23 protein-coding genes are annotated in these 26,711 nt (G+C 36.8%); 5 read left to right on the forward strand and 18 right to left on the reverse strand.

What is annotated here, in order from left to right:
• Positions 1 to 88: 88 nt before the first annotated feature.
• The 4 genes from M2306_RS06780 to M2306_RS06795 form a co-directional block, all read right to left on the reverse strand.
• Positions 89 to 283: a CsbD family protein gene (locus tag M2306_RS06780; RefSeq protein ID WP_259188502.1), complete on the reverse strand. Its 195-nt coding sequence runs from the start codon at positions 281 to 283 to the stop codon at positions 89 to 91.
• A gap of 62 nt (positions 284 to 345) precedes the next feature.
• Positions 346 to 486 (reverse strand): hypothetical protein, encoded by a 141-nt coding sequence (locus tag M2306_RS06785; protein WP_259188501.1) that lies wholly within the window; start codon positions 484 to 486, stop codon positions 346 to 348.
• 101 nt (positions 487 to 587) lie between these two features.
• Positions 588 to 752 carry a lmo0937 family membrane protein gene (locus M2306_RS06790; protein WP_002991967.1) on the reverse strand — a complete coding sequence of 55 codons (165 nt, stop codon included), beginning with the start codon at positions 750 to 752 and terminating at the stop codon, positions 588 to 590.
• Positions 753 to 1,237: 485 nt separating this feature from the next.
• The gene (locus tag M2306_RS06795) at positions 1,238 to 2,953 is read right to left on the reverse strand and encodes a 3-ketosteroid-delta-1-dehydrogenase (protein WP_259188497.1); all 1,716 of its coding nucleotides are present in this window, start codon (positions 2,951 to 2,953) and stop codon (positions 1,238 to 1,240) included.
• A gap of 273 nt (positions 2,954 to 3,226) precedes the next feature.
• On the opposite strand from M2306_RS06795, the gene M2306_RS06800 reads away from it, so the two are divergent.
• Positions 3,227 to 3,796, forward strand: coding sequence for a TetR/AcrR family transcriptional regulator (locus M2306_RS06800; RefSeq protein ID WP_115090160.1), 570 nt, complete (start codon positions 3,227 to 3,229; stop codon positions 3,794 to 3,796).
• A 70-nt stretch (positions 3,797 to 3,866) separates the two neighbouring features.
• A complete protein-coding gene (locus tag M2306_RS06805; RefSeq protein WP_259188495.1) occupies positions 3,867 to 4,358 on the forward strand; it encodes a GNAT family N-acetyltransferase in 492 nt (163 codons plus the stop codon).
• A 387-nt stretch (positions 4,359 to 4,745) separates the two neighbouring features.
• Here the strand turns inward: M2306_RS06805 and M2306_RS06810 are convergent, their stop codons facing one another.
• The 10 genes from M2306_RS06810 to M2306_RS06855 all read right to left on the reverse strand — a co-directional run bounded on the left by M2306_RS06810 (position 4,746) and on the right by M2306_RS06855 (position 20,185).
• Positions 4,746 to 5,054 carry a hypothetical protein gene (locus M2306_RS06810; protein WP_259188494.1) on the reverse strand — a complete coding sequence of 103 codons (309 nt, stop codon included), beginning with the start codon at positions 5,052 to 5,054 and terminating at the stop codon, positions 4,746 to 4,748.
• Positions 5,054 to 8,896 carry a DUF6443 domain-containing protein gene (locus M2306_RS06815; protein WP_259188492.1) on the reverse strand — a complete coding sequence of 1,281 codons (3,843 nt, stop codon included), beginning with the start codon at positions 8,894 to 8,896 and terminating at the stop codon, positions 5,054 to 5,056. The genes M2306_RS06810 and M2306_RS06815 overlap by 1 nt, the downstream gene beginning before the upstream one ends.
• Before the next feature lie 2 nt (positions 8,897 to 8,898).
• Positions 8,899 to 10,452, reverse strand: coding sequence for a T9SS type A sorting domain-containing protein (locus M2306_RS06820; protein ID WP_259188490.1), 1,554 nt, complete (start codon positions 10,450 to 10,452; stop codon positions 8,899 to 8,901).
• Positions 10,453 to 10,456: 4 nt separating this feature from the next.
• A complete protein-coding gene (locus M2306_RS06825) occupies positions 10,457 to 11,533 on the reverse strand; it encodes a hypothetical protein (RefSeq protein WP_498882795.1) in 1,077 nt (358 codons plus the stop codon).
• Positions 11,502 to 13,841: a hypothetical protein gene (locus M2306_RS06830; RefSeq protein WP_498882796.1), complete on the reverse strand. Its 2,340-nt coding sequence runs from the start codon at positions 13,839 to 13,841 to the stop codon at positions 11,502 to 11,504. Before M2306_RS06830 ends, M2306_RS06825 begins: the two co-directional genes overlap by 32 nt.
• A 485-nt stretch (positions 13,842 to 14,326) precedes the next feature.
• Positions 14,327 to 15,301, reverse strand: coding sequence for an LLM class oxidoreductase (locus M2306_RS06835; protein ID WP_259188488.1), 975 nt, complete (start codon positions 15,299 to 15,301; stop codon positions 14,327 to 14,329).
• Between the two features lie 85 nt (positions 15,302 to 15,386).
• Positions 15,387 to 15,686, reverse strand: coding sequence for an ArsR/SmtB family transcription factor (locus tag M2306_RS06840; RefSeq protein WP_115090157.1), 300 nt, complete (start codon positions 15,684 to 15,686; stop codon positions 15,387 to 15,389).
• Positions 15,687 to 15,848: 162 nt separating this feature from the next.
• On the reverse strand, positions 15,849 to 16,907 hold the full coding sequence (locus M2306_RS06845) for an NAD(P)-dependent alcohol dehydrogenase (RefSeq protein WP_259188486.1): 1,059 nt from the start codon (positions 16,905 to 16,907) through the stop codon (positions 15,849 to 15,851).
• 78 nt (positions 16,908 to 16,985) lie between these two features.
• Entirely contained in the window at positions 16,986 to 17,843 is an 858-nt protein-coding gene (locus M2306_RS06850) for a helix-turn-helix domain-containing protein (RefSeq protein WP_498882797.1), read from the reverse strand.
• A 281-nt stretch (positions 17,844 to 18,124) separates the two neighbouring features.
• Positions 18,125 to 20,185, reverse strand: a complete 2,061-nt coding sequence (locus M2306_RS06855; protein ID WP_259188485.1) for a CLIPPER-2 domain-containing protein — start codon at positions 20,183 to 20,185, stop codon at positions 18,125 to 18,127.
• 733 nt (positions 20,186 to 20,918) lie between these two features.
• Here M2306_RS06855 and M2306_RS06860 point away from each other — a divergent pair.
• Entirely contained in the window at positions 20,919 to 21,842 is a 924-nt protein-coding gene (locus tag M2306_RS06860; protein WP_259188484.1) for a helix-turn-helix domain-containing protein, read from the forward strand.
• On the opposite strand, the gene M2306_RS06865 is transcribed toward M2306_RS06860, so the two are convergent.
• From M2306_RS06865 to M2306_RS06875, 3 genes are all read right to left on the reverse strand, one after another.
• Positions 21,839 to 22,405: a Crp/Fnr family transcriptional regulator gene (locus tag M2306_RS06865; RefSeq protein WP_259188483.1), complete on the reverse strand. Its 567-nt coding sequence runs from the start codon at positions 22,403 to 22,405 to the stop codon at positions 21,839 to 21,841. The genes M2306_RS06860 and M2306_RS06865 overlap by 4 nt on opposite strands.
• A 54-nt stretch (positions 22,406 to 22,459) precedes the next feature.
• On the reverse strand, positions 22,460 to 23,737 hold the full coding sequence (locus M2306_RS06870; RefSeq protein ID WP_259188481.1) for an adenylosuccinate synthase: 1,278 nt from the start codon (positions 23,735 to 23,737) through the stop codon (positions 22,460 to 22,462).
• A 376-nt stretch (positions 23,738 to 24,113) separates the two neighbouring features.
• Entirely contained in the window at positions 24,114 to 24,428 is a 315-nt protein-coding gene (locus M2306_RS06875) for a MerR family transcriptional regulator (RefSeq protein WP_172462241.1), read from the reverse strand.
• 104 nt (positions 24,429 to 24,532) lie between these two features.
• On the opposite strand from M2306_RS06875, the gene M2306_RS06880 reads away from it, so the two are divergent.
• Together M2306_RS06880 and M2306_RS06885 are read left to right on the forward strand one after the other, a co-directional pair.
• Complete coding sequence (locus M2306_RS06880; RefSeq protein WP_259188479.1) at positions 24,533 to 25,024, forward strand: nuclear transport factor 2 family protein; 492 nt, start codon at positions 24,533 to 24,535, stop codon at positions 25,022 to 25,024.
• On the forward strand, positions 25,024 to 25,680 hold the full coding sequence (locus M2306_RS06885; RefSeq protein WP_259188478.1) for a cysteine hydrolase family protein: 657 nt from the start codon (positions 25,024 to 25,026) through the stop codon (positions 25,678 to 25,680). Before M2306_RS06880 ends, M2306_RS06885 begins: the two co-directional genes overlap by 1 nt.
• Before the next feature lie 148 nt (positions 25,681 to 25,828).
• Here M2306_RS06885 and M2306_RS06890 read toward each other — a convergent pair whose 3' ends face one another.
• Positions 25,829 to 26,683: an AraC family transcriptional regulator gene (locus M2306_RS06890; RefSeq protein ID WP_259188476.1), complete on the reverse strand. Its 855-nt coding sequence runs from the start codon at positions 26,681 to 26,683 to the stop codon at positions 25,829 to 25,831.
• Between the last annotated feature and the right edge of the window lie 28 nt (positions 26,684 to 26,711).

A 26,711-nucleotide genomic window follows, 5' to 3' on the forward strand; every position in this document is an offset into this window, starting at 1 on the left:
AGTAAAAAAAGAGAAGCCTATCGCAGAAATACCTGTTTAGTACTTCTCTTTTCGTAAGTTTAGTATATTGAACTAAAACAGAATTATATTATTCCTCCTTCCAATTTCGGATTATATCTTCAATTTCTTCACGAGTTTTTCCGCTTTTCTCTTGCATCTTCCCTACTATTTCATCTAATTTTCCTTCAGCGAAAACTTTATCGTTATCAAACCATTCGCCATATTTTTGTTTAACGGCTCCTTTTACTCTTTTCCATTTTCCTTCTAATTCTAACTTATTCATAGGTATTGTTTTTATGATTATTATTTAATTTATACGGTGAACGGTATTGTCCACTTAAACATTTAGTCTTCATCGGTTGCACATTCATCTAGACATGCCCCTTGGCTAAATATTGTTTTCTTTAAAACCACGGCTAATACAGCTAGGCCTGCAGCCGCACAACAAAGGATTTTTCCATACTTGTAAATTTCATCTTTTTTCATCGGTTATCTTTTTTAAATTGATTTATAAAAATTGATCAAGCAACATTTTACAATTTATTTTCCTTTTGTTTTTATGCTATTCGTTGGGATGAGTTTGTCTATTATACGTTCCTTTTCGTTCCTTGAACAAGGCGTACAACTAACATGATTAAGGCTACTACCAACAAAATATGTATCAGTTCTCCAATTACTTGCCCAAAGGCAAAATAACCAACTCCCCATCCTAGCAGTAGAAGAATAACAATGATCCAAAAAATATCTCTCATTTTTTTTGATTTTATTATTTTTACTCTATCTATTTAGTCATCCTATTTTCTAGGGATAACTTCTTTTTCTTTGGTAAGAAAAAATTTCGTTCTAGTTGAATATACTCGTTATTTCGTATTTATTTTCTGTTTAAAATAGAACCGTGCATCGCGATACTGTACGTTCTGTTTTTCTTAAAAAAGAAATCGCTTTCTTACTTAAATAAATGCAAAAAGCATACTATATCGAGATTATTCACAAAAAATAACTAAAAAAATAAAGCTAAAAGTTAACGTAAAGCAAGTGAGCCCCTTCGTTCGCTCCCCCTTGTAAATAATATAGCGTTTAAAGGAAGTAAATCACAAAAAAACAAATAATGTAGAAAAAATTGGGGATATCATACACTAAATGCATACAATATCCCCGTTAAGTGTAATATAAAACAAAAAATAGGATGTATTTCGTATTGGGATGTTCTTTATACCCAAACGCTAAGAAGAAGTCCTTAAGAAACTTCGTTTATTTTCTTTTGATTTGCAGCGTGTTTAGCGGCAATATAACCGAATACCAATCCTTGTCCAATTGTTGCTCCAGCACCAGGATATACTGGACCAAAAACATTAGCGGCCGTATTTCCAATAGCATAGAGTCCTTCGATTTTCTCGTGATGCTCTAAAAGCACTTCTGCATGTTCATTCGTCAATACCCCACCACACGTACCCAAATCAGACAAGACAATTTTTACCGCATATAATTTTCCTTTGAGCGGGCGCAAACAAGGGTTCGGCTTTACTGTTGGATCCCCATAATATTGGTCATACTTACTTTCACCTCGTTTAAAATCTGTATCTACACCACTATTGGCTAGTGTATTAAATCGTTGAAAAGTTTGATCAAATACACTTGGTGCAACCTTTATTTTTTTCGCTAATTCATGAGCATTAGGTGCTGAAAAAGCAATTTTTGCGTCATACCAAGCCTTTGGAATAGGCATCATCGGAAAAACAGAACCTGCCAATAGATATTGGTTGCGGTACTTCTGATCAAAAATTAACCACATATCACCAACTGGTTGTTTTTCTTGTTCCAGTTGTAATATCTTTTGTCCGAAAGACATATAATCAACGGATTCATTAATAAATCGTTCTCCTGCTGCATTAATCATAAAACTACCAGGAAGTGAACGCTCTGCCAAAAGTACTTGAGGGCCTTCTTCCGCTGTTACTGGAGCAACTGCTGGAAACCACCACGATTCTTTCATATTGCCCAGTGTAGCTCCCATCTCTTTTGCTAGGACAATCGCATCACCCGTATTTCCTTCCGCCCCAAAACTTAAGTTGTTTTCCAAGGTAGGCGATTGATACTGTTGACGCATCAACATATTATGATCAAATCCACCAGCTGCTAAAACAATCCCATAGCGCGTTTTAATCTCTACCTCTTTTCCTTGCTGCACTACCGTAACACCTGTCACTTTACCCTCATTTACATGAATGGCTGTAAGCGCTGTATTCGTATATACGGGAATTCCCGCTCGCAATACCCCATCAAACATCCCCGCAGCAATAGCCTGACCACCAGCCACATATTTCTTTCCTAAAAGCAAGCCTCCAACTCCTTGAACTAATCGTTTTAAAATAATCGGAAAAGCTTTCCATGGTTTTTTCAGCATCAGGTTGATCCATTTATAATCATAGCCTGTTACTGGCATAGGCAGAGGTGCTTCCATTTTACCTAAGCGAAAGCGTTCTTTTTCTTTGCCCAGTCGATTTAAATCAAACGGCCTAGATTCACAAGTACGCCCACTAGCCGATCCTCCTGCTACTTCAGGATGATAATCGGAATAGCCCTTTGCCCAGAAAAAATGTAAGGCAGTTTGTCGATACAGCATAGCTATCGTGGCATTTCCTTTATTGAGAAAGGCCTCCCATCGCTCTTTAGGGTATTGTTTGGTAAGTAACGCCTCTAAATATTGTTGTCCCGCTTTTATATCATCCTTTGATCCATCCACCTGCAATACTTGGTTCCCTGGAATCCAAAACGCCCCACCGGATAACGCAGTTGATCCCCCTACATAAGGCGTCTTTTCAATGACAAGGGTTGATAGTTCATTTTCATGAGCAGCTAGCGCTGCCGCTAAACCTGTTCCTGATCCAACAACGAGTAAGTCTATCGTTTGCTGTTCTATTAATTTGCCTGTTGTTGCTTTTGTATTTTTCATCTGTTTAGAGTTAAATATTAGAGATAATTCTTTTCTATCTACAAGACAAACCGAATTGCTTTCTATGCTTTACCTATGTAGTACCCTCAACTAGTCGAACGAAGGAAGATGAACAATCAAAATAGGCTGTCCATGGGGCAGCAAGACGAGTTATTGTTTTATATCTGTAGTATATGAGTACTCTCCCTTATTAAACCTTCAACTAAAACCCTAAGATACAACATTTTATTTATATGTTACACAATGTAACACTTAAACACTTATCTTTGAAAGATGAAAACAAATCAAAGCCAACAGATGAAAGAGCAGCCAACAGCAAGAAAAGATGCCCAACAAAATAAACAAACGTTGATACAAACTGCACTAGAACTTTTTAAAACACAGGGGCCTGAAGTATCTTTAACGGATATTGCCAAGGCGGCCCAAGTATCGAGAATGACCTGTTATCGCAATTTTCCTGATAAACAAGCCCTCATTGCTGCGGTATTCCAACATAACTTAGATCAACTGGCGAGCTATGGCCAACAGCTGAAAGATGAAGATCAAGCTTTTTTTAAATTACTCCATGCCGTAGTAGAGTTACAGATAGATTACAGTCTTTTGCTTCCTCACATGAAAGAGGAACAAAACCGAGAAGCTTCTCAATTCTTATTTTCCATTTTCAGCGATTCGGTTACACAAGCGAAAGCGGCTAATCAATTGCGTCCTGATTTTACACTAGAAGAAGATTTAATTCTCGTATTGATGATGATGGGAGGTGCGATTGCTGCATTTACAGCGACGCAAGATAAGCAACAAGCGCAACGTGCCTTGACTTTACTTGTACAAGGATTGCAATACTAGCTCCCCTAAAAGAATCTAACACTCACAAAAGAAGAAATTCCTATCTTTGGTGCAACTTTCAATTCAACTTATGGAGCCGATTCAACTTATTCCCTACACCCCAAATGATTTTGCTATCTTTTATTCTTTAGTTAAAGAGGATGCTGTTATGCGTTATGTTTCTGGACAGGGACTGACTGAAGAACAAGCACAAGAAAAATTTGCTTCTATTCTTGAAGTAAATGCACAAAGTCCGATGTTGGGTTACTTTAAAATATACGATGCCACTGGCGCATATTTGGGGGATGGTAAAATGGAGTGGAACAAACGCGATCGCACGCAATTGGAAATTGGTTATATCCTTAAGGAGTCGTACTGGGGTAAAGGGTATGGAACCCAAATTTGCTCTGAGCTTTTAGCCCTTGCAGCACGTACCAATCCAACTACTTCTATCATTGGGATCATCGATCCAGCGAATATAGCATCACGAAAACTGCTTGAAAAATTTGGATTTAAAAGCTATTTTATTAGTATTGAAGATGGACTACCTACAGAAAAATTGATTTTAGAAAAAGGAGTTTGATTTTTTATTTAGGCACATGCCCTATAAGGCCTCAACTATAAAAACAACGATTAGTAAACCTTTTGTTTCTGTCCTTGATGCTTGGTTAACGAATCATCTTATTAAAAAACCAGCATCTACAATAGTGTATAAGCAATACTGATATCGTAATCGAAAAAAACTGCTTAAGAAAGTAAAGCGATCCAAAAACTCCTAGGCGACAAAAAACATGTAGATATAGAACTGCTCCACTCCTTCCTTAAACAAGTGAAACTATAAAGTATTAGGTAACATAAAACCCGCTAATCAAGGACTAGCGGGTTTGTTTTTTTATCTTTCTATCCTAGTATGAGTAAAATTAATCAACTAGATAATATCCTCTTTACTGTGAATTAAGTTTTCCAAAAGTTAGTTATTCAAATCACTTAAAAATATCTTTATTTCATGCATTAGTTCTTCCTCTCCTATATTTCTTCCTTCTTTCACAACATTAATATTTTCATTATCATCCTTATCTAATATTTCCAAATCAAAATCATACATTAATTTCTCATCGTCTACATAATTAAATGTAGAAATATAAATTAATTTATTCTCTTTCATTATCCCAATTGAGCAAAGATCTGACTCCCAGAAATCAACTATTTTGATTGCATTGAAATTAATCCTTAATCGCAATCTTTCTATAAAATCCAATATTGTTATATCCTTCTCCATTATTTTACAAATCTTCCATCTGTTAATAATTTTCTTAACGTTGTATTACCACTTCTCAAAGCTTCTTCTACTGTTTGATTTAAATATTGCCCTGGAATTTCAGCTCTTATAGACGATTTTCGATAGGTTGATATAAAAGACTCTACAGGCTCATCTAAACTATTTAGTACTTGTCTTGTTGTCGGGCTATTAATATTCATCTTTAATTTTTTTGCCAACATTTCTGCTTTTGATGCAGCACCAATACTTTTAATAATAGGCCCTGAATTAGGAAGAGCTGTTTTTATAGCAACCTTTGTCACTGTAGCACCAACTCCAATAAATGGAATCGTGGCAGCTAAACTCAAAGATCCTTCTACGTACCTACCTCTACCATACGAAATACCTGCATTAATCAAATCAATCGGTTCGCCTATTATCGGTACCATCCCAATAATATCTAACCCTGATTGTAAATTATCTAATTGTGTTTCTCGAAGCCCATCTCTGAAATACTGATAACCCGATGCATTTTTATACACATGGTCCTGAATCAATATTCCACGTTGACTACTGCTAAAACTACTCGAAATTGTAATATTAGGCAAACTTTCATAAAATGTACTCTTCCCTGTTGTACTATTTACACCTATATTTCCAAAATCATTAAAAAAGTTGTCTCCCTGATTCGTCCAAGTATTCCAACCACTACTAGAACTATTATTCCATAAACTTTGAAGAAAAGCTTGTGATAAAAGACCACTCGGATCACTCATCATAATAGGATTGTTATATCCAAAATGAAAAGGTGTTATTCCAGGTATAGCCTCCGTCAACTTATCAATCCCGTAAAATCTTCCCAATGCATTATCATACATTCGAAAATCCATGGCTGTTATATTCAGACCTAATTCATGTTGCCACTCTCTATCATTATACTGATACTTATAGTTTTGGGCTATTGTATTATTCTTCTCATTATACCCTTGATGTGCCAATCCAAATGGATAGTAATTCGTTTCTTCAATAATCTCACCAACGTCGATTTTATCGTTTTTGTTTGCGTCCGAATAGCTTAAACGGACGTTGCCTAAATGGTCTCGGTATTGGTATACATAGCTACTAGTCTCTGCATTGAAATACCCTTCTGCTGTAGGGAAGAAACTCAATATACCATCTACATACTGGAAGCCATCCACATAATCCGTAACGACTGTTGTACTGCCTTGGGTTACTTTTTTCTGTACTTTTTCACCTGTGGCTGTATAAAGGTAAGTAATTTTTCCCGCTGCAAAAACTACTTCAGTAGGTAAATTCAAATGGTTGTACTTCATCGCCGTAATCCCCTTGTTTCGGTCTACTTTCAGGTTACCAAAACTATCGTAATCGTAGTGTTTATCAGCCGTACTCCCTTGTTTAAATCCATCAGTATTGTTAGAACTGTCTACTACTTTTTGTAGGATATTACCCTCATAACTGTAAGTCAGTTGATCCAAATCTAACGCAATAGCTGTATTCACACTGCGTCCTTTTCGATTTAAGTAGGTAATATTACCATTGGCATCGTAGCTCATTTTTTCATCATACAATCCGATGATAGGTGTGATACCTCCAGGTTCTTGGTAGCTTCCTGCTTTTAGACGATTAACTTTATCATACGCATAGCTATAGCGACGCAATACATTGTCTTGGGCTGTTTTCCAGGTTTGTTCGGCAATGTTTCCGTTGTATAATTTCTTGACTCCACTAATTCCCTCACTATCCAAGGTATTGTAGTTCAGCTTCATTGCAAACAAAGCTTTCTTGCCAAAATCACCAGCCTCTAAATTACTCGTACTGTTTACCTGGGTTAACCAACCTCGAATATTATACGTATAGTTTAACTCTTGCAAAAAAGAGGAACGAATAGTACTATTAATATACTTTATAATAGGAGAATCAAGAGCAGCTGGTCTAATTACAGGATCTGTTACCAAAATAGCCGTTTCTCGACCACCTATTCTCTTTTGTTTTACACGCCCTAATTCATCGTATATATTTTCAAAAAGAACTACTGGATCAGCATTACCTATTTTATGGGTTTGATACAACAGACGTTCAGCCTTATCATAATAAAGACGCTGTTCTATAGTGGTGGGTTCTACTCCATTTTTATACTTATGACTGGTCAGCGTTTTGGTTGGAAGACCTCGGAAGTTGTACTTCGTATCAACTTGGATATAACCTCCCAAAGTATTGGTTTTATAACTTCTCAATACGCGTTCTTTGTAATCGTAGAGCATATAACTGAGTGTTCCTTGTGCTTCATTCGCTGTGGTAATCACTCGAGTCCAAGCACCTGTAGGCAATCCCTTAACCTGGGTGATTACTTCTTCTGCTTCTATCGTTTCAATAGCTGCAGGCGCTCCTGCAAAGCCATAATCATCATAGTAGTTGACTCCTAAAATTTTGATTGCGGTTTTAGGCATAGTTGCATTGGTATAGGGAACTGATACTTGATCGATTGTACTAACCGTAGCTTTTTTCTCGTGAAAATCAACTGTTGTGTCCACCTGTCCTTGAAACGTAGCTCTTCCTGCCGCTGTACTTGGAGTTCCCGTATAGAACCCAGTATATACCACACGCCCAAAAGCATCGTATTTGCTAAACATCCAACCCTTCGCTTCATCTCCAAAAGGGCTATACACCGGGCCTTGTGCCAATAGGCGATCGGCTTTATCATACACCATAAACTCCCACTCTTTCCCAGGGAGTTTCTTCGCTACCAAGCGATTCTTGTGGTCGTATTTGTACTGATAACACAACTTATCTAAAGTAGTAGCATCCGTCTTTCCATAAGCCAAAGGAGGTAATACATACGTTAAGTTATTATACTGGTCATAGACATAATAAGTATAAAGCGGAATTCCAAAATATGGGCTCAAAGTACCTGGATCTTTTGGTATGACAGGTGGAGTAAGTGAGTTCACTCCTTCGGATACCTGATCCGTCAAGTTATTCCCGATGTCTTCCGCATGATCGATGATTTCACTTACACTTTTACCTGCTAGCTCATTTGAAATGCCTCCAGTGATGCCTCCAGATAACGAACCACCTGGCCAAGTAGGATCTACAACAGCTAATTCACGGTCTAACACCTGAACCGTAACCAAGACTTTGTCCTCTTGATCCGTGAAACGATCCGAATAATTGCCATCCTCATCTTTGGTTGAAATCGAATACAGCTTATTAGCTGCGAAATACCCCTCATCCACCAGGCGAATGTCATACGCTTTCAAACTCGCATTCCAAGTCGCTATCGCTTTGAATTTCTTTACTTGATTGGCTTTGTTAAAACCATAGGTGTGTTTAACCGTATGACTCGCATTGGCTGCCATTTTCCAATCTTCCCCAGGGGAAGCCTGTTGTAATACCCGTTTTAATGGCGATTTCTCAAACTCCGTTTCACTATACGGGTTGGTCGTGCGTTCGTATTTTGCACTGTTGTAAAACTCCTCCGTTTGACTTTTAGCATTGGGTATAAAATCTCGTTTTGCACTGAGATGCAATTGAAGTGAATTATCTGGATAATATTGTTCTACAAAAGGTAAATAGTCCTTTGTTTGGCCTACATTCAACTCATATTCGATATGTTTAACCACATTGCGATTTAAAGCGCCTATACCCACTGCAATTTCCTGCTTCGGACGGCCTAAACCATCATAATACACCACAGTTTCTAACTTGGGCGGATTATACAAAGAAGTAAATGAGCTATTCGTTGCGTACTGAGGTTGTGTCGTCTTGATGTAGTTTTCTGTGCGAGTTTGTCCGAAAACACTAACTCCCAAACAAAATGCTACCAGTATATATATCTTTTTCATTTTTATCTTCTTACTACGTTAATACTTCCACTTTCCGTATCCGTTTTCACCCAAATAATATAGGTCCCTCGAGATAGCGCTGTTAAATCAACAGGTTCCGTTTGATACTCAATCGATCTGCTGTGCAACAAGCGTCCACCTAAATCGTAAACTTCCATTTTTCCTGTGGTATAGGCAAAATTCATCACGATATTCGAAAAACCAGTCGTTGGGTTAGGAAAGGCCTCCAATGTAATACGCGTAGGCTCTTCTCTTTCTTTCTCCTCTGGTTCTACTTTGACAATCCAAAAGTCATTCCCTCCTTTTTGTGTGGCCTTCACCTTACTCTTTTCACCATTGGACGTACCCGCAAAAACATACCCTCCATCGCGGGTTTGAATTACTTTAGTCAACACATCGTTGCCTTTGCTGCTGATGGATTTCTCCCAAGCAACACTGCGTTCTCCATCTAGGCGAGTACCTAAATACTCAAAAGTCGATGCCTTTTCCATACTAGCGATACTACTCCCACCTAAAAAGAATTCTCCCTTAGGGTTTACAAAACCATTGGTTAAGATATTATAATCCCCATAGCTATATACAAATGATTCGACTTCGCTGCCGCGTTCATCTACTTGAATCAGCCAATAGTCTAACTGACTTTCTTGTTTGTTGGTTTTATTTCCCGATACATCCGAATTAGACATACCAAACAACGCATAACCTCCGTCTTTTACTTGTTGAATTTCTTTTAGTTCCTCTTCTTGTTCTCCACCATAGGTGCGTTGCCATTGCTCTTTTCCTGTGGCATCTAACTGAATCAACCAATAATCCATACCTCCATAAGCTTCAGCTGTTTTAGTGCCACTGCGAGGAGAATTCGATTGGGCTCCTATCAATAATCCTCGATTAGCGGTTTCAATGATATCGATCCCTACTTCTTTATATTCCCCGCCATAGCTCTTCTGCCATAAAATAGTTCCCTGTGCATTTAATCGCAAAACCCACAAATCCATTCCTCCATAATAAGGAGCTGTTTTATCACCTGACACAACGGAATTACTATTGGCTAGCACGGCATAATCCCCACCTTTTAAAGCAATCACCTTGACGATTTCCTCCGTTCCTATTCCGCCATAACTGCGTTGCCATTCGATTGTTTTAGCGGCATTGAGCTTCACCAACCACAAATCTTCCTTGCCTTTATTCTCTTGTGTTTTATCTCCTGATATTCCAGAGGTAGACGTAATGCCTAATAAAAAACCACCATCTGCCGTATGGCAAATGCTGTGCAAATAATCATTCCCATCTCCTCCTAGGCGATATTGCCATTCTTGGGCGCCATCCTCTTTCATCTTCCATAACCAAGCATCGATATTCCCACGGCGCTTCGCTTTGATATCTCCTCCTTCATTGGATAGCGAACTCCCCGCTAATAAAAAGCCATAATCCGCTGTTGGTACGACATCAAATAGGTATTCCGCATGGGTACTACCCAACGTTTGCTCCCATTTTACTTTTTGACTAAATCCAAAAGTGGAAACCAAAAGAGCTACTGCTAATAATTTTATCTTCATACCGCTATTGTTTATAGTTATATTCATATTCAATTAGGGTATTTTTCTTACCATCTTGCACTTTTTTCAAACGTCCAAATCCATCATACTCGTAGTATTCTTTACCCCCTCTTTCATTCTCTTTATAGATTAATCCTTTGATAGGGTCATAGAGATAATGATTTATAACAGCTTCTTTTAGATCTGAACTTTGTTTTAAAAGAGTATTAACAGCTTGTACATCGGCTTCTAAGGGCACTAAATCACTTCCTATTTTAGAAATTTTATCACCTAATAAATCACTGATTGAATAATAAGGAGCATTAGCAATTACCCAGACAGGTAAACTCCTATTATATCCCCAGATATAGCTGGTTTCAAAACCTGTTTTATCTTTAGAACTTACTAGATTATATTTTAAATCATAAGATAAAAAATCAACTTCTTTCTCCCAATCCCCTTGTTTGTTTTGCTTTTCTATATTACGTAAGACCGGCAAATTACCTAATAAAAATATTGGTGGATTTGAAACATTATTTTGAGGAGTTACTTCAGGTTCGCTAGTAGAATTGAGAACAAGATCTCTCCAACCTATACTTAGAAACCAAGTATCATAGTTATTCTTTTGACTAAAAACTTTTTCACCATCAATGTATTTTTCCTCTAAAATAACAGGAGAAATCATATTCTTTTTCTCCATATTTATATAAACCGATGGATATATATAATCAAATGGATATTTATAAACCGTTTTATAGACTTTATCTCCTATTTTTTCTTCTTTTTCCCTAATCATTTTATATTTTTCATGATACCTATAAGAAGTCTCATTTTTGACTATGCTATTTGAACCGAAATAATCAATTTCACTAGCCTTTACTAAATAAGGAGTATAAGTATAAATCTTACTCGTTATGTACGTCCACGACAACATATCTCTTGTTGCAGCATAAAACAATTTATTTTCATATCGATTAATTTCTCTAATATGATTATTAAATCTTTCTGGATCAGAATTATACTCAAAATTAAATTCTTTGACTTTCTTTTTATCCTGATTAAAGTAACTCTTATTTAAAAGTTGCCCCCGTTCTAAATCCAATGCTTATTACATCATATTTTTTCCAAAAATCTTTATTTTGTCCAAATTCATCTTTTAAAATATTGTCGTGATTTGCAAGCCACTGTAAAATAGGCTGATCCTGGTATCCATTATCGAAATTCTTATACTTATAAGTAACAAAACTTCCATCCATATCATCAATTTCTGTTACTTCACTATAAGTAATATGATTCCCCCTTAATCGATTTGCAGGATATATATCTGACGTGCTCCAATTCAAATAATCGATTTCATAAATCTTAACAGCATCTGATTTCTCTCCTAAATAAAAGTTATCTGTCCTAATAATATCAAAATAGGTAGGTTCATGAGTTAGAATTCCACTAGAACTAGTTCCTCCTTGATTATAATTTTTAACATACATAAAACTTTTTGACTTTTGCAATTTCCCCGCTTCGTCATAACTTTTTATTCCTTTAATTCTAACTCCTCCAGTAATTTTAGCAGTATTGGATTGTACAACAAAAGGGTAATTTTTAGCAACACCTCCATACATATTTGATTCATATTCAAATTTGGTAACTCCACCTGTTGGGTATGTTATACTAGTAAGAATTTCGTTGGTATTAAAAGTAGTTTTAGAATCTCTTGAAGCGATATAGTTGTTTCTTTCTTGTGTAGAACTCCAAAAATTCGTCCATATACTATTTTTATCACTTACATCTAAAGCATTGTTAGATTGACTTTGGTGATATACTCCATTATAAAAACCTTGATTATCTACACGATATGAATCATAATTAGGGAGTTTATTTGTATTATAGTTAAACTTATATTTTTCAGAAACGTAACTTGATGATTCTAAGCTTTTAATTTCTATATCTAATAATTTTAATCTTTCTTGATAATTACTAGTAAAATTGAAGTCTATTTCTCTTATCTTCGTCCCCACATTGTTATATACTTCGATTTTATCTAATTGATCAGGCAATTGTTTAAACTTTGTAAAATCCGTATAGTTAATATCGTCAACGAATCTATAGAAAAAACTATTTTTTAAAGGTAAATACAGACTTGTAAAAAAATCAAAATCACAAGTAAATCCTCTTGGATTCTCTCTATACACACAATTATTAAATCCCACTAAATCTTTCAAATGCGTCTCCAATTGTTTTGATTTAGAATACTTATACACTATTTTTTCTCGTGGAGTAGTTATTTTTTCTAGATAAACTGGATTTATCAAAGTAGAAGTAACAATATTCCCGAAAGTGAACATATTTCCATAATGATCCCTTGGTTGTGAATGACTTGGTCGAGTATGTAAATTTTTTTTTAAATTTGTCTCTGTAAAACCATTATATAAAACTTCTCCTCTTCTATATTGGAATGATACATATTCTCGATTCGGATAAATAATTTCTGTTATATGCCAGGTTAAAGGATAAACTCTTTTATCTGTATTAGGAACATCTCCTTCATACCCAGAATGTCCGAATCGACTTAATTCTATAGCATTTTTATCTCCACCAAAAATATACTGTACCCCATTTGCATCAGTTAGTGTTATTCGATAAACATCATCACTATCTAAGGTAGCTGCACCAGGATTCAAAAGATGTTTGGGCAAAATATTTATATAGGGATATGTTTTCGCTACAGCATCTCGATTAAAATATTGATTCATCGGTGGTAAATCAATAACAGGACCATCGGAACTACTAGATACTAATTCAAATTTCACATTAAAGTAAATATTATCTTTCGATCGTATTTTAGGTTGTTCATCATGATCAAAGTAAATTTCACCTGACATATTATTAAAATTAAACGCAAAAACATTTTTTTGCAATGACTTATATCCATTATTAATAACCGACTTTGCTGAATATGGGTATTTAGGATCTCCAAAAAAACTTTTAAGGTGGTCTAATGATGCCCAATTATCTGCTTTTGTCACATCAAAGCTCGTCGACATCAACTCTCCTGTATTAATATCCATTTTTCTAGAATCTACTAATGTAATTGTACCTCCACTTGTCAAATGCCAACCTAATCCGACAGAACCTGGCACAGAATTAACGATATTTCCCATTCCATTGTGATATCTCAATGCAACGGCATAATTTGTATTCCTAATTTCAAAATCATAAAGAGGAATACTTATGTCTGTAACTCCAATAAAATTACTAGGAGGAAACTCTCCGAAAGTTCGAAAAGATGCAGCAGTTGGGGAGTTAGTAATTTCGAATAATGCATTGTTATTTCTACTCCCTACAATATTTGAATTGAGCTGGGCGAAACAAGTTGTTCCAAATAACAAAATAGTTGCTTTAAGTAGTTTCATTTGATTTAATATTAATAAAAAGTACATTTAACGCAAGTATTTAATCAAAAAACAATACATTAAATTATCATAAAATTTATGCAAATTTAATATATTAATTAAACTTCGCATATTTTCTACGTATTTTTATATTTTTTTGAAACACAAAAAAGATATTCTAATTTTCTATCAAGAAAAGTTTCTTATTTATAAACAAAAACAAACATAAAATACAATGCATTAAATATAACAAAGTGCTCATTTTCTTGCTTTGTACTAAAAATAGTTTGTACATGGTGCACCACAATACCGCAGGATATAGCAGTAGACTATAACCTTTAGATTTACTAAATAAGAAAATTATAAATTTATAAGAATTAATAAAACCATATATTTCACATAAAAATCCCTAAATAGAGAAGTAAAAAAACAAAAACAGAAAAAAAACAGAAATACAACTTTTTATGCAGCGTATTTCTGTTTTACAAAAGTGCATCACCACCAAATCATCCCTTGTCCTCCTTAAAATAAGGCAATACCTCTTGAGCCAATTCTGCCAGTGTTTCACCGATATCTCGTTTGCCAAACTGTATTCCTAGAGCAGCGTGATTCACCCCAATTTCCTCCCACTGATGAAGTAATTCCAGTAAACCATAGCGCCCTGTTTTCAGGACAAATCCTCCCCTTAATGGCGTTCGTGGAAAATGCGGATCTTCATCCAATTCAATCCATTCGTTGGTCATATGTGGTTTGAATTCCCCCTGAGGGATTAGATTTCTAAATGCCGCTATTTTTTGTTTTAATCCCAACGTATCCTCCTTTGTTGTTGTAGGTCCGGGGTATGTGATCCAACCATCAGCATGAGTAGCAATCCAATCTAAAGATTGTTGACTCGCCCCTGTGACTAACATCGGAACCCCTTGGTGTATGGGTTTAGGCACCACGTTTAAATCCTGCATTTGCGTTAAGCTCGAATTCATTTTAGGCGTATCGATGCGATGTAAGGTCTGTAGATCTTGGAAAACCTCGCGAAACAATTCCCCTCTACGCTCAAAAGACTTCCCAAAAGCTGGAAACTCAGCATAACGATCGCCAGACCCTACCCCTAAAAGCAATCGACCATTGGCCAATTGATCAATAGAAGCGGTTGCTTTGGCCAAGGCAATAGGATGCTGTAAAGGCAAAACAATACTCGCTGTTCCTAAAGCCACCTGCTCCGTTTGTCCTGCGAGATACGCCAAATACGTCAAAGGATCATACACCTGCCCTACATCCCTGAAATTCGGATCATAGACAGGAATATCCCTCACCCATAGCGCGTCAAACCCACTGCGGTCAATTTGTTGGATATACCTTAAGTGCTGATGTAAGGGCTCCGTATAGGATTCATAAACCCGTAGCGGTAAGAAAATACCCAAGGTCAGTTTCTCTGGGCGAAACACGCGATTAAAAACCGAATGTGTAGTAAAAGAAGTATTCATATTAATAGATATTTAGATATCGGGAATTATAGATATAGTAGAATATAACAATAGCGCAGTTAGTCGACATTATCGAGTCAATGCTTTACAACGTATGTTGAATATAATGCGCCAATTCGGCTATCTTCTCTTCATTGCGTTTGTAATACGTCCATTGACCATTGCGGACAGATACCAGCAATCCAATAGCAACAAGGGAAGTCAAGTAGGCTGATGTTGTAGATTGAGACAGTCCTACCTTTTTTTGAATGACACTCATACACACCCCAAATTCATGAACTTCAGGTTCGATGTCTTCCAATTCAAAAAAGTCATGAGGCGATTTAAGCCACTTCAGTATTTGAACGCGATGTTCATTCGATAAAGCTTTAAAGAGTTCTGTCATTTCTATATATCGAGAATTTACGATACAAAGAAAGTAAAAAATACCAACATAGTATAGATAAAATGTTTATTTTGTTTTCAACAAGAACACAAACACTTATTATACACTGAATACCAACAATATAAACAAAAAAAGACCTCCTTATGTGGAGGTCTTTCAGTTTTACTTATTTTTTAAAGAAGCCATATCAATTACAAATCGATATTTCACATCTCCTTTTAGCAAGCGTTCGTACGCTTGGTTGATGTCTTGCATCTGAATCATTTCGATATCTGAAGTGATGTTGTGTTTACCACAAAAATCTAACATCTCTTGCGTTTGTGCAATTCCCCCAATCAAAGATCCCGAGAAACTAATGCGATTGAGAATCAAGCTGAATGCAGATACTGGAAGTGGATGCTCTGGTGCACCTACCAACGTCAATCTTCCATCGCGTTTTAATAAGTTAATATACGCATTGATATCGTGCTGAGCCGAAACACAATCCAAGATAAAGTGCAACGTATGAGCATTGGCTTTCATTTGCTCTTTATCCGTAGATAAAATAACATCATCTGCACCAAGGCGTTTTGCGTCTTCTACTTTAGAAAGAGACGTTGTAATAACAACAACTTCAGCGCCCATCGCTTTGGCAATTTTTACCGCCATATGACCTAAACCACCAATACCAACAATCCCTACACGTTGCCCAGGTCCTACATTAGCATGACGCAACGGTGAAAAAGTAGTAATTCCAGCACAAAGTAAAGGAGCTGCTGCGGCTAAATCTAAATTTTCAGGCACGCGTAATACAAAGTCCTCATCCACCACTACAGCTTCAGAATAGCCTCCAAAAGTTTGTTGGTTTAAGTGAACATCAGGACTGTTATAGGTTCCAATGTTTCCATTTTCACAATATTGTTCCAATCCCTCTTTACAGCTCTCACACGTACGGCAGCTATCAACCATACAACCTACACCCACTAAATCCCCTACTTTAAACTTAGTTACCCCAGTTCCTACTTGGGTTACACGTCCAACGATTTCATGCCCAGGTACATTCGGGTATTGGGTTCCGCCCCACTCATTGCGAGCGGTATGCAAATCAGAATGGCATACACCACAGTATAAAATATCGATCGCCACGTCTTTTTCTGTCACAGCTCTACGATTAATCTCCATCTGTTTTAAAGCCGCATCTGGAGCTTCCGTTCCGTATGCTTTTACATTTTTTATTTCCATTTTCACTTTTTTTTATTTCGATTTTATTGGTTTTATGCTGAGGTAAAAGTACCCGTTAAATTCTATATTTCCATTGCTCTACAGCTCAAAGTTCATTGCTCTACGGCTCAATTCACACCAATTTACAGAAGGTGGAATTCCATATTGTTTTTTAAAAGCAGTAGAAAAATGGGACGGGTTTTTAAACCCAACTTCCCAATAGACATCCTGCACTTTAGCTTGTTCTTCTTTGAGCTTGATATAAGCTGTTTCTAAACGCTTTTTAATGATCCATTTCTGTGGGGTGAGCGTACTAATCTTTTTAAAATCCCTTTTAAAGGTCGCCAAACTACGTCCAGTATAAGTCGCCATTTGTTCAATTGTCAGATCATCCTTATAATGTTCATGTAAGAAATCGAGAATATCTATTTTCCACGGTTCTGTAAAATCAAAAAGCAGCGGATAAAATACCGTCGCATTATTGAGTAGCGCGTATATTCCCTCCAATAATTTAAGGTGAATAACTTCCTTACTGGGTTGTATATTTTGATCAAAATAAGGCGTGAGCGACTCAAATAAACTAGTAATATCGGGGCGTTGTTCAATAGCAAAGACATTTTTATCTGAAACCGATACCTTTTTAGGCAATTGCGTTTTGTCTAATTTACTGTAAAACTCGCGTAAAACATGGCGATTAAAGGTTAACGAAATCCCTTTATAATGTTCATTTCCAGCACTATTTTTATGCATCACCAACTGATGATTGCGTCGAATGAATACACATTGACCCGCTTTTACTCGCGTTCGCTTGTTTTTATCTTCAATAATCTGTTCTCCTGAATACACATAAACCAAAACATGTTCTGGCGCTGCATGAAAGCATTTCTCGCTAAAATCTGTATAACAGGAAAGAAAGATTCCTTCATAGTTTAATGTTTTTAAGGTATTCTTCGGCATAATTCATCCTTTTTTTAGTATGCTAAATATACGAAAAGGAAGAGGGTTTATCTTACTCTAAGGCTCATTTTTATTTTCTCAAACGTTCATTTTAGCACATAAAACTTCCTTAAGTAGATCAAAAGGGCACTCCAGGCGATCTAAACCCTATTTGGACAATAAAAAAACCCATCCAAAAAGATGGGTTTTATTTATCGCGTTTTACATCCTACTATAATTAAGTGTTATACATACCACTAGTCACCTAAATGGCTATTGATTAGATACTTTGTATACTATTTTTAGTACAACAAATGAATCCATCCTGTATATTGATCTCCAAGTATATTGTGAATAATATAATAATATGTTGCCGAAGGGAGTAAGGTAGAACTAGAAGAATGTTGTCCATACCATTCTTTGCTATAAGGAGCTGCACTGTATACTTCAACACCTAGTCTATTGTATATTTTGATATCAACGATATCATAATCAGCGAGATCCAAAGCATCATTTTTCCCATCTAAATTTGGAGAAATTCCTCTAGGAATAAAAACATCTTGGTAGCTAATATCCGTACAAGTATCACATATTGGATTCGGATCTTCGTTTTCCTCTGCGCTTACATACACGATATTAACGAATTTTCCGCGATGTGATTCAGGAATTGTTAGCGTTACAGTATAGGTTACTTTATCCCCCACTTGTAAAAAAGGAATACTATCATATAAATCTCCCACACCCGATGTATTTCTTGAACTCGTCCATTCTTTTTTATCAACTGTTGGCATAGGGTCTTCTACTATAACGTCAATAGCAGAACCTGGTCCTTTATTCTCTACTACCACCGTATAGGTTGTTGTTTGTCCTGGTTTATAATAGGCTAGATTATCATCTTTAGTGGCATGTAAATCTGCCTGATATTTTAGAGGGGTTACGGTAGCATCATTAGGCGTAGATGTTGTAGGGTCATCGGATAATAGAGTAAGATTACCACTACTTGTTTTGCCTTCTAAAGTAGCTTGATTAATCACCTCTTTCGCCCTAAAATCTTCAATTGTAATAGTATGCAATGCTTTTACTATTTTTTCTTCTCCTTGTTTTAGTTCGCTTATCGTTGAAGGTACCAAAGAACCTACATCCGCATTTTCATCTGCCAGGATAATATCCGTTACAGTAGTCTGACCTACATTTTTAACTAGAATCTCATATTCAATTTGATCTCCCACCAAAATATAATCCTTGGGTATATATCTTTTGGTAAATACTAGTTTTCCCAAGGCTACAATAGCTTCGGCTTTGTTATTAGCTGGATTCTTATCAGGATAAGAACCTGAAACAGAGGCTTTGTTTAAGAATTCACCACTGGTTTTTATTTTTACTCTTATTTCTATGGTTTCGGTTTGTTGCGTTGTTAGTTCTCCGACAGTCCATACGCCAAGTACCTTGTCATACGTTCCTTGAGAGGCAGTATAAGAAATAAACTCATAACCACTTGGAAGTAAATCTTCTACGACAACCTGTTCGTCATCAAATTTTTCACTATTATTTTTTACCGTCAATAAAAAAATAGCTTCTCCATCTTCTTGTTTTTTTACTTTCTTTTCAATCGATAAGTCTATATTTTCACACTCTCGAACAGATAATCCATAACCAAAGCCTTGTATTTGGGTCGGACCTGAAATGGACTGGGTGACTTGAATCACATTATCCGAATCGGTATTCCACGGCACTGTTGCTAGTTGCACTACCGCACCTGTCGTTTTATCAAAGATCTCCAACTCTTCAAGTTCTCCAGTATCTGATCGTTTTCCAAACAACCTCACATTTCCATCTTTATCAATTACTACTCGTATCGCGGGTGTCGGGTTATTCTCGCGAACATTGAGATCGATGGTAGCTGTTTCATTGATTTTCCAAATATCAGGAATACCATTTGCTTCCCATTTTGAACCATCTGATTTAAAACGCACATTTTGGCCTGTTGTTCCAGAAATTTGAAACTCAAGTTCTTCAAAATGTAAGGTAACTCCATTAATAATCATATTAAAAGAGTTATCTAACTTGTAAATATCCAATACAAAACCTCGGTCTGTACCGGGTTGTTGAAAGTTTTCTACGATAGGATTGCTTGGTGCACGGCCTTCCGCATATTTCCATCCAAATCCCTTTCCTTCTATATCACTATAGCATTCTTCCTCTTCTTCCTCTGCTAGGAGTGTAGGGTAACGATTTAATGCTAATTTTTCTTTTTTCAAAATAGGTGTTGAAATAAAAAAAGGAACACTTTTTTCTTCAGCCCGGCTTATAAAAACACTGCCAAGACAAAGTGCACCTAATAAAAATAAACGTTTAGTTTTCATTTGTTAATTTTGGTTTAATTTAATATAATTTTAATTGTTATTGTTTTTTGAATATTATTTATATATATTTATTTTTACCACTAATATATTATTTTATTACACTTTTCACAGTTTATTTAAATATTTTTAGTTTCCATGTATATATGCAAAAAGAATTCAAAAGGATTTATACTATAAAAAAACAACTAGTTTAAGTAGAAAAACCTCTATTTTTAGCGGTGTAGACTAAAGAATGGTACGTGCTATTGGTGAACAAAATGTGTTGAAAACGAATGCGTTTTATATACCTTTTATCACATATCTCCTCTACATCGAAAAAAGGAAATCTAAATGAGCTAACCTGCTGTGATTTAGTTTACTTCCTAGACTATATCAAATGTGGGGGACAGTTGGAACAACAAAAGAGATCTTGCGTATAAACTTCTAAATGAGGAAACTAGTTTTCTAGAATGATAAAATTTGATCGCAAACAAAAAAGGGAACCCTTAATGGATCCCCTTCTTCAGTTTGACTTATAAATTAGTCCCCAGGTAAAACTTGAAAAGTGTTTTTATTAACAATGATTTGTTTCTTATTTCATCCCGAATGAAAACGAATATATTGAACGAATTATTCAGCTACATTCAGTTCAACAAAATTACAGGTAGTTTCGTCATTTTCATTTTCCATTTTTTGAACACTTCATTCATTTTGTAATATATTGCACGCCCTAATCCTTAAATTTATACTGATTATGTCTCTTGCTGTTACTCTTGATGACCTATACAAATTATATGAAGCTAATCACCCGCAACATGCAAGAGGGATTATCATCATGAATCAAGTATATCAGCCTATGGAGGAGGGAGTAGATTATCGCCAACAATTTGATGGCCTTATTTTGAGTTTTATGACGCAGGGTCACATGGACGTTCGCATTCAGACTGAAGCCTATCGCATCAACAAAGGAGATATTGCCGTTATTCTGCCACAGGTGATTATTGAACCCTTAGCTGCAAGTACAGATGCAACCATGACTACCGTAGGGCTTTCCTTGGATTTTCTAAGTAATTTTCCCGTTCTGCTTCAGTTGATTCACAACACTACCCTACGCAATCATCCTTTAATTCAATTAAACGAGGAAGACACCGCTGTTTTTAAAGAGTTGCTGCACTTATTGCAAAATATATATGTGAGAAATAATGCGTTGAAAACAACGGAAACCCTACATTACCTAACGCTTTCGCTTATTTCATTTATTCTTGAGGCCTATGCACCTACGGATCAAACCAATCACAAACCGATTAGTCGATCTTCTGCAATTATACACGAATTTTATCAGCTGGTATTGCACCAAGCGACACGCCATCGAAGTGCCAAATTTTATGCAGCACAACTGCATCTAACGCCTCAATATTTAACCACGTTACTCAAAGCAGAAACGGGTAAATCCATCTTGGAATGGGTTACCTTCTTTGTGATGATACAGGCAAAGACCTTATTAAACACCACCAACCTGTCCATCAAAGAAATTAGCCACGAGCTGCATTTTACGGATACCAGTTTATTTTGTCGTTATTTTAAACGAAATACGGGTCTTTCACCGGAGAATTATAGGATACAAACGGGATTACCCACAAATCTGGCAGCAAATCTAGCTGGCAATAAAGTGCGTTAAACACTGCGTCTAATTCGACTCAACGAAGAGGACGTAATCCCCAAATAGGAGGCTAACATACTCAACGGCACTCGGTTGACTAATCCTGGATAATGAGCTAAAAAAAGCAAGTAACGTTCCTTCGCTTCTAGATTCAACATCATATTGGCCGTCTTTAATTTGCTTTCGGTTGCAAAGGTATGTAGTTTAGCCATCAATAAGGGCCATACCGAGATTTCCTTTTCAAGCTGGCAAAAATCAGCATAATCAATGCTCCAAACACAAGCATCGGTAAGTGCTTCTACATAGTCATTCGCAGGAGCTTGAATAAAGAAATTGTGTAAATCGCCAACAAAACGCCCTTCATAAATGAAGTAACGCGTAAAATCATCCCCTTTTTTATTGTAGTATAATGAACGGAATACCCCCGATTCTACAAAGGCAATCGCATGGCTATTCTTACCACTTTCTACAAAATACTCCCCCTTAGCAATTCGTTTAAACGTGAATACGGCTTGTATGCGTTCGCGTTCCGCTGCTGTAAGTGTGGCAAATTTCTCAATATAGATTACTAGTTCTTCCATGTTTTTTGATTTCCCGTCACGATAAAGTTAACGAATCTCCTTTTTAATCTCTTTTTAATTTCCTTTCAACTTCAAAATTTCTTCTCTTTGAGGTCCTGTTGAAAGATACGTGACAGGTACACCAACGGTGTCTGCAATAAAATTAAGATATGCTTTATACGCTAAAGGCACTTGATTTTTTGTTTTAATTTGAGTGAAATCACCCGTCCAACCTTCAAAGGATTGATAAATGGCTTGCGTTGTTTCTTCTTCTTGATGAACACTGAAGTACGCCTGTTGTTTTCCTTCCACTTCATAGTGGGTACAAACAGGAACTTCTTCCCTATCACTGAGAATATCTCCTTTTGTGACAATCAGTTGGGTAACGCCATTCACCATACAGGCATACTTTAATGCAGGTAAATCCAACCAGCCCACACGTCTTGGTCGTTTCGTATTGGAACCAAACTCCCCTCCTTTATTGCGTAGTTGCTCTGCTTCTGCTCCTGCTAATTCTGTCGGAAAAATCCCTTCCCCAACACGGGTTGTATACGCTTTCGTTACGCCAAATATCTCTCCTATTTTTTTTGGAGAAACCCCCAATCCAGTACAAGCACCTCCAGCAACTGTACTCGACGAAGTTACATACGGATACGTACCGTGATCGATATCCAACATCGTCGCCTGCGCTCCTTCTGCTAATACCTTTTTTCCTTCATTTAACGCTTGATTGACATATAGTTCTGTATCGGTAATCAGTAGTGTTTTCAAGAATGCAATCCCATCCATATAAGCCGCTTCCATTTCCTTCAAAGGCGGCAAACCGCACTGGAACTGCTCCAATTCTCGGTATTGTCGGGCGAGTATAGCCTGTAATTCGCTGGTAAATTGTGCACTATAAATATCACCCACACGCAAGTTTTGGCGGAGTATTTTCGCTGCATACGCAGGTGCAATTCCATTCTTTGTAGTACCTATCGTTCGATAATCGGGATGGGCTTCATAAAACTGATCAAAATAAGCATAAGTCGGTAAAACCAAATGAGCTTTAGCCGAAAGCAACAACCGCTTAGGTAAAGCCAAAGTAGCATCCAAAGCCATCAACTGTTCTATTTCTTGTTGCAATTGGATTGGGTTGACAACCACGCCTGTTCCAATTACATTCATCGTATTCGGATAAAAAACACCCGATGGAAGCAGTTTTAACGTTACTTTTTCTCCGTTGTAGTAAATGCTATGCCCCGCATTGGCTCCCCCGTTAAAGCGAGCTACAATGTCGTATTGGCTGCAAATGTGATCGATAAACTTACCTTTTCCTTCATCTCCCCATTGGAGTCCGACTAAAATATCCATACTCATGTTGTTCAAACGTTAAAGAATTAAACAACAAAAGTAGAAGGCCTCCTTTCAAAGGCAATTGCCATATGACAAAAAAGGTTTTCTATGACAAATCAGTACACTTAAAAATCTGATAATCAATATTTATAACTAGCCATCTTCTAAAGTAAAAAATAATACTAAGGCGTACAATGATCAAATTTTGCCCGTAAATATTCTTCATACAAAGGGGCTTGTAATGCTTTTGAGTCTAGGGAGTCGATGGTGCTCCTCAATACCTTTGGCTCTTTCGCAAATCGCGTTGTGCCATTATACTTCAACAAGAAGAATAACAGCAACAGACTCACAATAACCAAGCTATAGCGCACATATCGCATCTCGTTCCACTCGTTTAGGGTTGTCTCAATTTATTTAAGGTCGCTTCAATCATTTCCATGCGCTTCTTCACTTTCTCAGCAGAAGCATCCAAGGTATACCCTTCTTCCATTAATTCCTTGATCAATAACATTTTTTTAATGTTCTCGTAGTTGTAGCGTCTGTTTTTTCCTTCCTCTTCCGTTAAACTGCTAATAATACCCTTCTCTTCCCAATAGCGAATTTGACGTGTCGGAATGCCCGTAATTTGAGCAACTTCCCCAATACCCACAACCAATTTATCTAAAAAATCAAAGTCAAATGACAGCTCTTTATTTTCCTTATTCTCCATGATTTGTAAATAACTTACAATTAATGTTGTAAATATAAAATATAAGTCCTTCATTTGCAATTGTAGATTATTTACAATTAATGGCATTTAAAAACAATTTAGGTATGAAAAGAACAATTTTAATCCTTTGTATTTGTTTCACCTTTCTTTCATCTTTGACTATGACAGCTCAAACTCCTTCGACAGAACAAGCAAAAAAAGAGATTCTTCAACTTGTAGAAGACACCTTTTCTCAAGGCGCTTTAAATGCGCTAAACTATGAGACGATGTACCAAGGCTTTCACACTGACTTTGCCATTCTTATTCCTACAGAGACAAACGGCCTATTTAAACTGCCACTAACCACCTGGGTAGCCTTAGTAAAAGCCTACAAAGAGGATGCTCAACAAATGGCTTCTGGCGTGCGCAACTTGGAGTACCTCATCGAGGTACTAGATGTAACGGATACGATTGCCCTTGTAAAAGTGCAATACTTTAGAGCCCAACAGCTCATCATCACGGACTACCTCTCGTACATCAAATTTGACTCCCGTTGGTTGGCCGTTTCAAAAATTTCCAAAGACCATATTACTAACCCTTTAAATCTCAATTTATAATGAAAAAATTCGTTTTAATCACGCTTAATTTAATTTTTATGATGACGATACAAGCACAAACAAAGGAAAAAGCAGCTTTACTTTTAATTGAAACACAAAATGAGTGGATGCATCCACAAGGCAAGCTATACAAGGCTTTAGTAGAAGATCAAGCCCTAATGCAACAGTCGATCCAACAGATTGAAAAGGCGTTGGCTTATGCGCGTAACCATAACTTAACGGTTATCCATGTGGGTTTGAGCTTTACTGCAGGATATCCGGAACTGGGTCTAGCTACGAGTGGTTTACGCCATGCCATTCCCAAAGCGGGTACGTTTCAAGCAGGTGCTTTTGGCACTTCTTTCTATGAAACGGTTCAACCCATTGAAGGCGAGTTTATCGTTAAAGGTCGCACAGGAGCGAGTGCCTTTACTGGTTCAAACCTCGATGTGTATTTGAGAAATAACCACATAGAAAAACTTTTTTTAGTAGGCTATGCTACCCATGTTTGTGTAGAAAGTACCTTTCGAGATGCACATGAAAGAGGGTATCATGCGGTTGTGCTCTCTGATGCTACAGCAGCCTTTAATGCGACACAACAACAGTATTTCTTAGATGAAATCGTCCATCACTTTGGAAGTCAGCAAACAACGGAAGCATTTACATCTAGCAAGTAAAAACAACAAAGACTCGTTCTCACTTTTGTAAGAACGAGTCTTTGCTATCTCCACCAACATCAATTCCCACGGTAGAGGAAAGGTTGTATTTTTTCTGTTTGCTGGTTGATACCCATTGACATCTATCTCAAATCACAGCTTCAAATCATTACTGTTTATGCGCAGCTCTATACTGAGAAGGAGTCATCCCCTTGTACTTTTTAAACAATTTAGAGAAGTGACTCTCATCGTTAAAATCTAATTCAAAGGCAATTTCTTTTAATCGCATCGTACTGTATTTCAAGCGGATTTCTGCTAATTTCAACTTGTAATCCAAAATATAATCTTGCAGCGATAGTCCCACTTGTTTTTTAAAATACGCCCCAATATAACTCTTAGCCATGCCGAATTCCTGTGCCAAGGACGCAATAGACAATTTATCTCGATTGGCAATATGTTGTTGAATGTAGGTAATCACCTTCATAACATCGCGTACTTTCTGCTTTTCTGCTGTAGAATTGTAATCACTTTGAATCAAATTACGCGCCACGAGATTGAGCAATATTCCCATTGCTTGGCGAATAATCAGGTAATCTTGAATTGGGTTTTGCGCTTCTCGCTCCATGGCATACAACAGCTGTTCTGCCAATACCCCATCTTCAACAATGCGAAATACACAACCGGCTTTAGCGTGGTAATTATGTGTAATATAGCTCAGCTTCGTCAAGTTATCGCAGGTTTCGATGCGATCTGCTTCTAAGCGAATTTGCGTAATAAAACTTTGTGGACACGCAATCACCAAAAAGCGACTGTGCTTCGCACTATCGAAGCTGTATTTTGCATCAAAAGGAATCAAAAAGAGCTTGCCTTGCTGAAAGGGAATCGCTTGATCTTCAAAATGAGTCACCCCCTCTCCTTCTAACACATACACCAAGGTTAATTCTGCTTTAAACTGCATCGTATAGACATCAGCAATACATACGACTTGTTCAATAAGAATGGGATCAATTCGATTTAACTGCATGGCTTAAACCAACAAAAACCTTTTTAGA

Source organism: Myroides gitamensis (assembly GCF_029894455.1).
Classification (GTDB): Bacteria; Bacteroidota; Bacteroidia; order Flavobacteriales; family Flavobacteriaceae; genus Flavobacterium; species Flavobacterium odoratum.

Coding starts and splice junctions, on each gene's coding strand:
- M2306_RS06880 (WP_259188479.1), top strand. CDS start 24,533: ATGAAAAGAACAATTTTAATCCTTTGTATTTGTTTCACCTTTCTTTCA.
- M2306_RS06810 (WP_259188494.1), bottom strand. CDS start 5,054: ATGGAGAAGGATATAACAATATTGGATTTTATAGAAAGATTGCGATTA.
- M2306_RS06860 (WP_259188484.1), top strand. CDS start 20,919: ATGTCTCTTGCTGTTACTCTTGATGACCTATACAAATTATATGAAGCT.
- M2306_RS06830 (WP_498882796.1), bottom strand. CDS start 13,841: ATGAAACTACTTAAAGCAACTATTTTGTTATTTGGAACAACTTGTTTC.
- M2306_RS06835 (WP_259188488.1), bottom strand. CDS start 15,301: ATGAATACTTCTTTTACTACACATTCGGTTTTTAATCGCGTGTTTCGC.
- M2306_RS06785 (WP_259188501.1), bottom strand. CDS start 486: ATGAAAAAAGATGAAATTTACAAGTATGGAAAAATCCTTTGTTGTGCG.
- M2306_RS06850 (WP_498882797.1), bottom strand. CDS start 17,843: ATGCCGAAGAATACCTTAAAAACATTAAACTATGAAGGAATCTTTCTT.
- M2306_RS06870 (WP_259188481.1), bottom strand. CDS start 23,737: ATGGATATTTTAGTCGGACTCCAATGGGGAGATGAAGGAAAAGGTAAG.
- M2306_RS06865 (WP_259188483.1), bottom strand. CDS start 22,405: ATGGAAGAACTAGTAATCTATATTGAGAAATTTGCCACACTTACAGCA.
- M2306_RS06800 (WP_115090160.1), top strand. CDS start 3,227: ATGAAAACAAATCAAAGCCAACAGATGAAAGAGCAGCCAACAGCAAGA.
- M2306_RS06840 (WP_115090157.1), bottom strand. CDS start 15,686: ATGACAGAACTCTTTAAAGCTTTATCGAATGAACATCGCGTTCAAATA.
- M2306_RS06790 (WP_002991967.1), bottom strand. CDS start 752: ATGAGAGATATTTTTTGGATCATTGTTATTCTTCTACTGCTAGGATGG.
- M2306_RS06780 (WP_259188502.1), bottom strand. CDS start 283: ATGAATAAGTTAGAATTAGAAGGAAAATGGAAAAGAGTAAAAGGAGCC.
- M2306_RS06845 (WP_259188486.1), bottom strand. CDS start 16,907: ATGGAAATAAAAAATGTAAAAGCATACGGAACGGAAGCTCCAGATGCG.
- M2306_RS06875 (WP_172462241.1), bottom strand. CDS start 24,428: ATGGAGAATAAGGAAAATAAAGAGCTGTCATTTGACTTTGATTTTTTA.
- M2306_RS06855 (WP_259188485.1), bottom strand. CDS start 20,185: ATGAAAACTAAACGTTTATTTTTATTAGGTGCACTTTGTCTTGGCAGT.
- M2306_RS06890 (WP_259188476.1), bottom strand. CDS start 26,683: ATGCAGTTAAATCGAATTGATCCCATTCTTATTGAACAAGTCGTATGT.
- M2306_RS06885 (WP_259188478.1), top strand. CDS start 25,024: ATGAAAAAATTCGTTTTAATCACGCTTAATTTAATTTTTATGATGACG.
- M2306_RS06820 (WP_259188490.1), bottom strand. CDS start 10,452: ATGAAGATAAAATTATTAGCAGTAGCTCTTTTGGTTTCCACTTTTGGA.
- M2306_RS06815 (WP_259188492.1), bottom strand. CDS start 8,896: ATGAAAAAGATATATATACTGGTAGCATTTTGTTTGGGAGTTAGTGTT.
- M2306_RS06805 (WP_259188495.1), top strand. CDS start 3,867: ATGGAGCCGATTCAACTTATTCCCTACACCCCAAATGATTTTGCTATC.
- M2306_RS06795 (WP_259188497.1), bottom strand. CDS start 2,953: ATGAAAAATACAAAAGCAACAACAGGCAAATTAATAGAACAGCAAACG.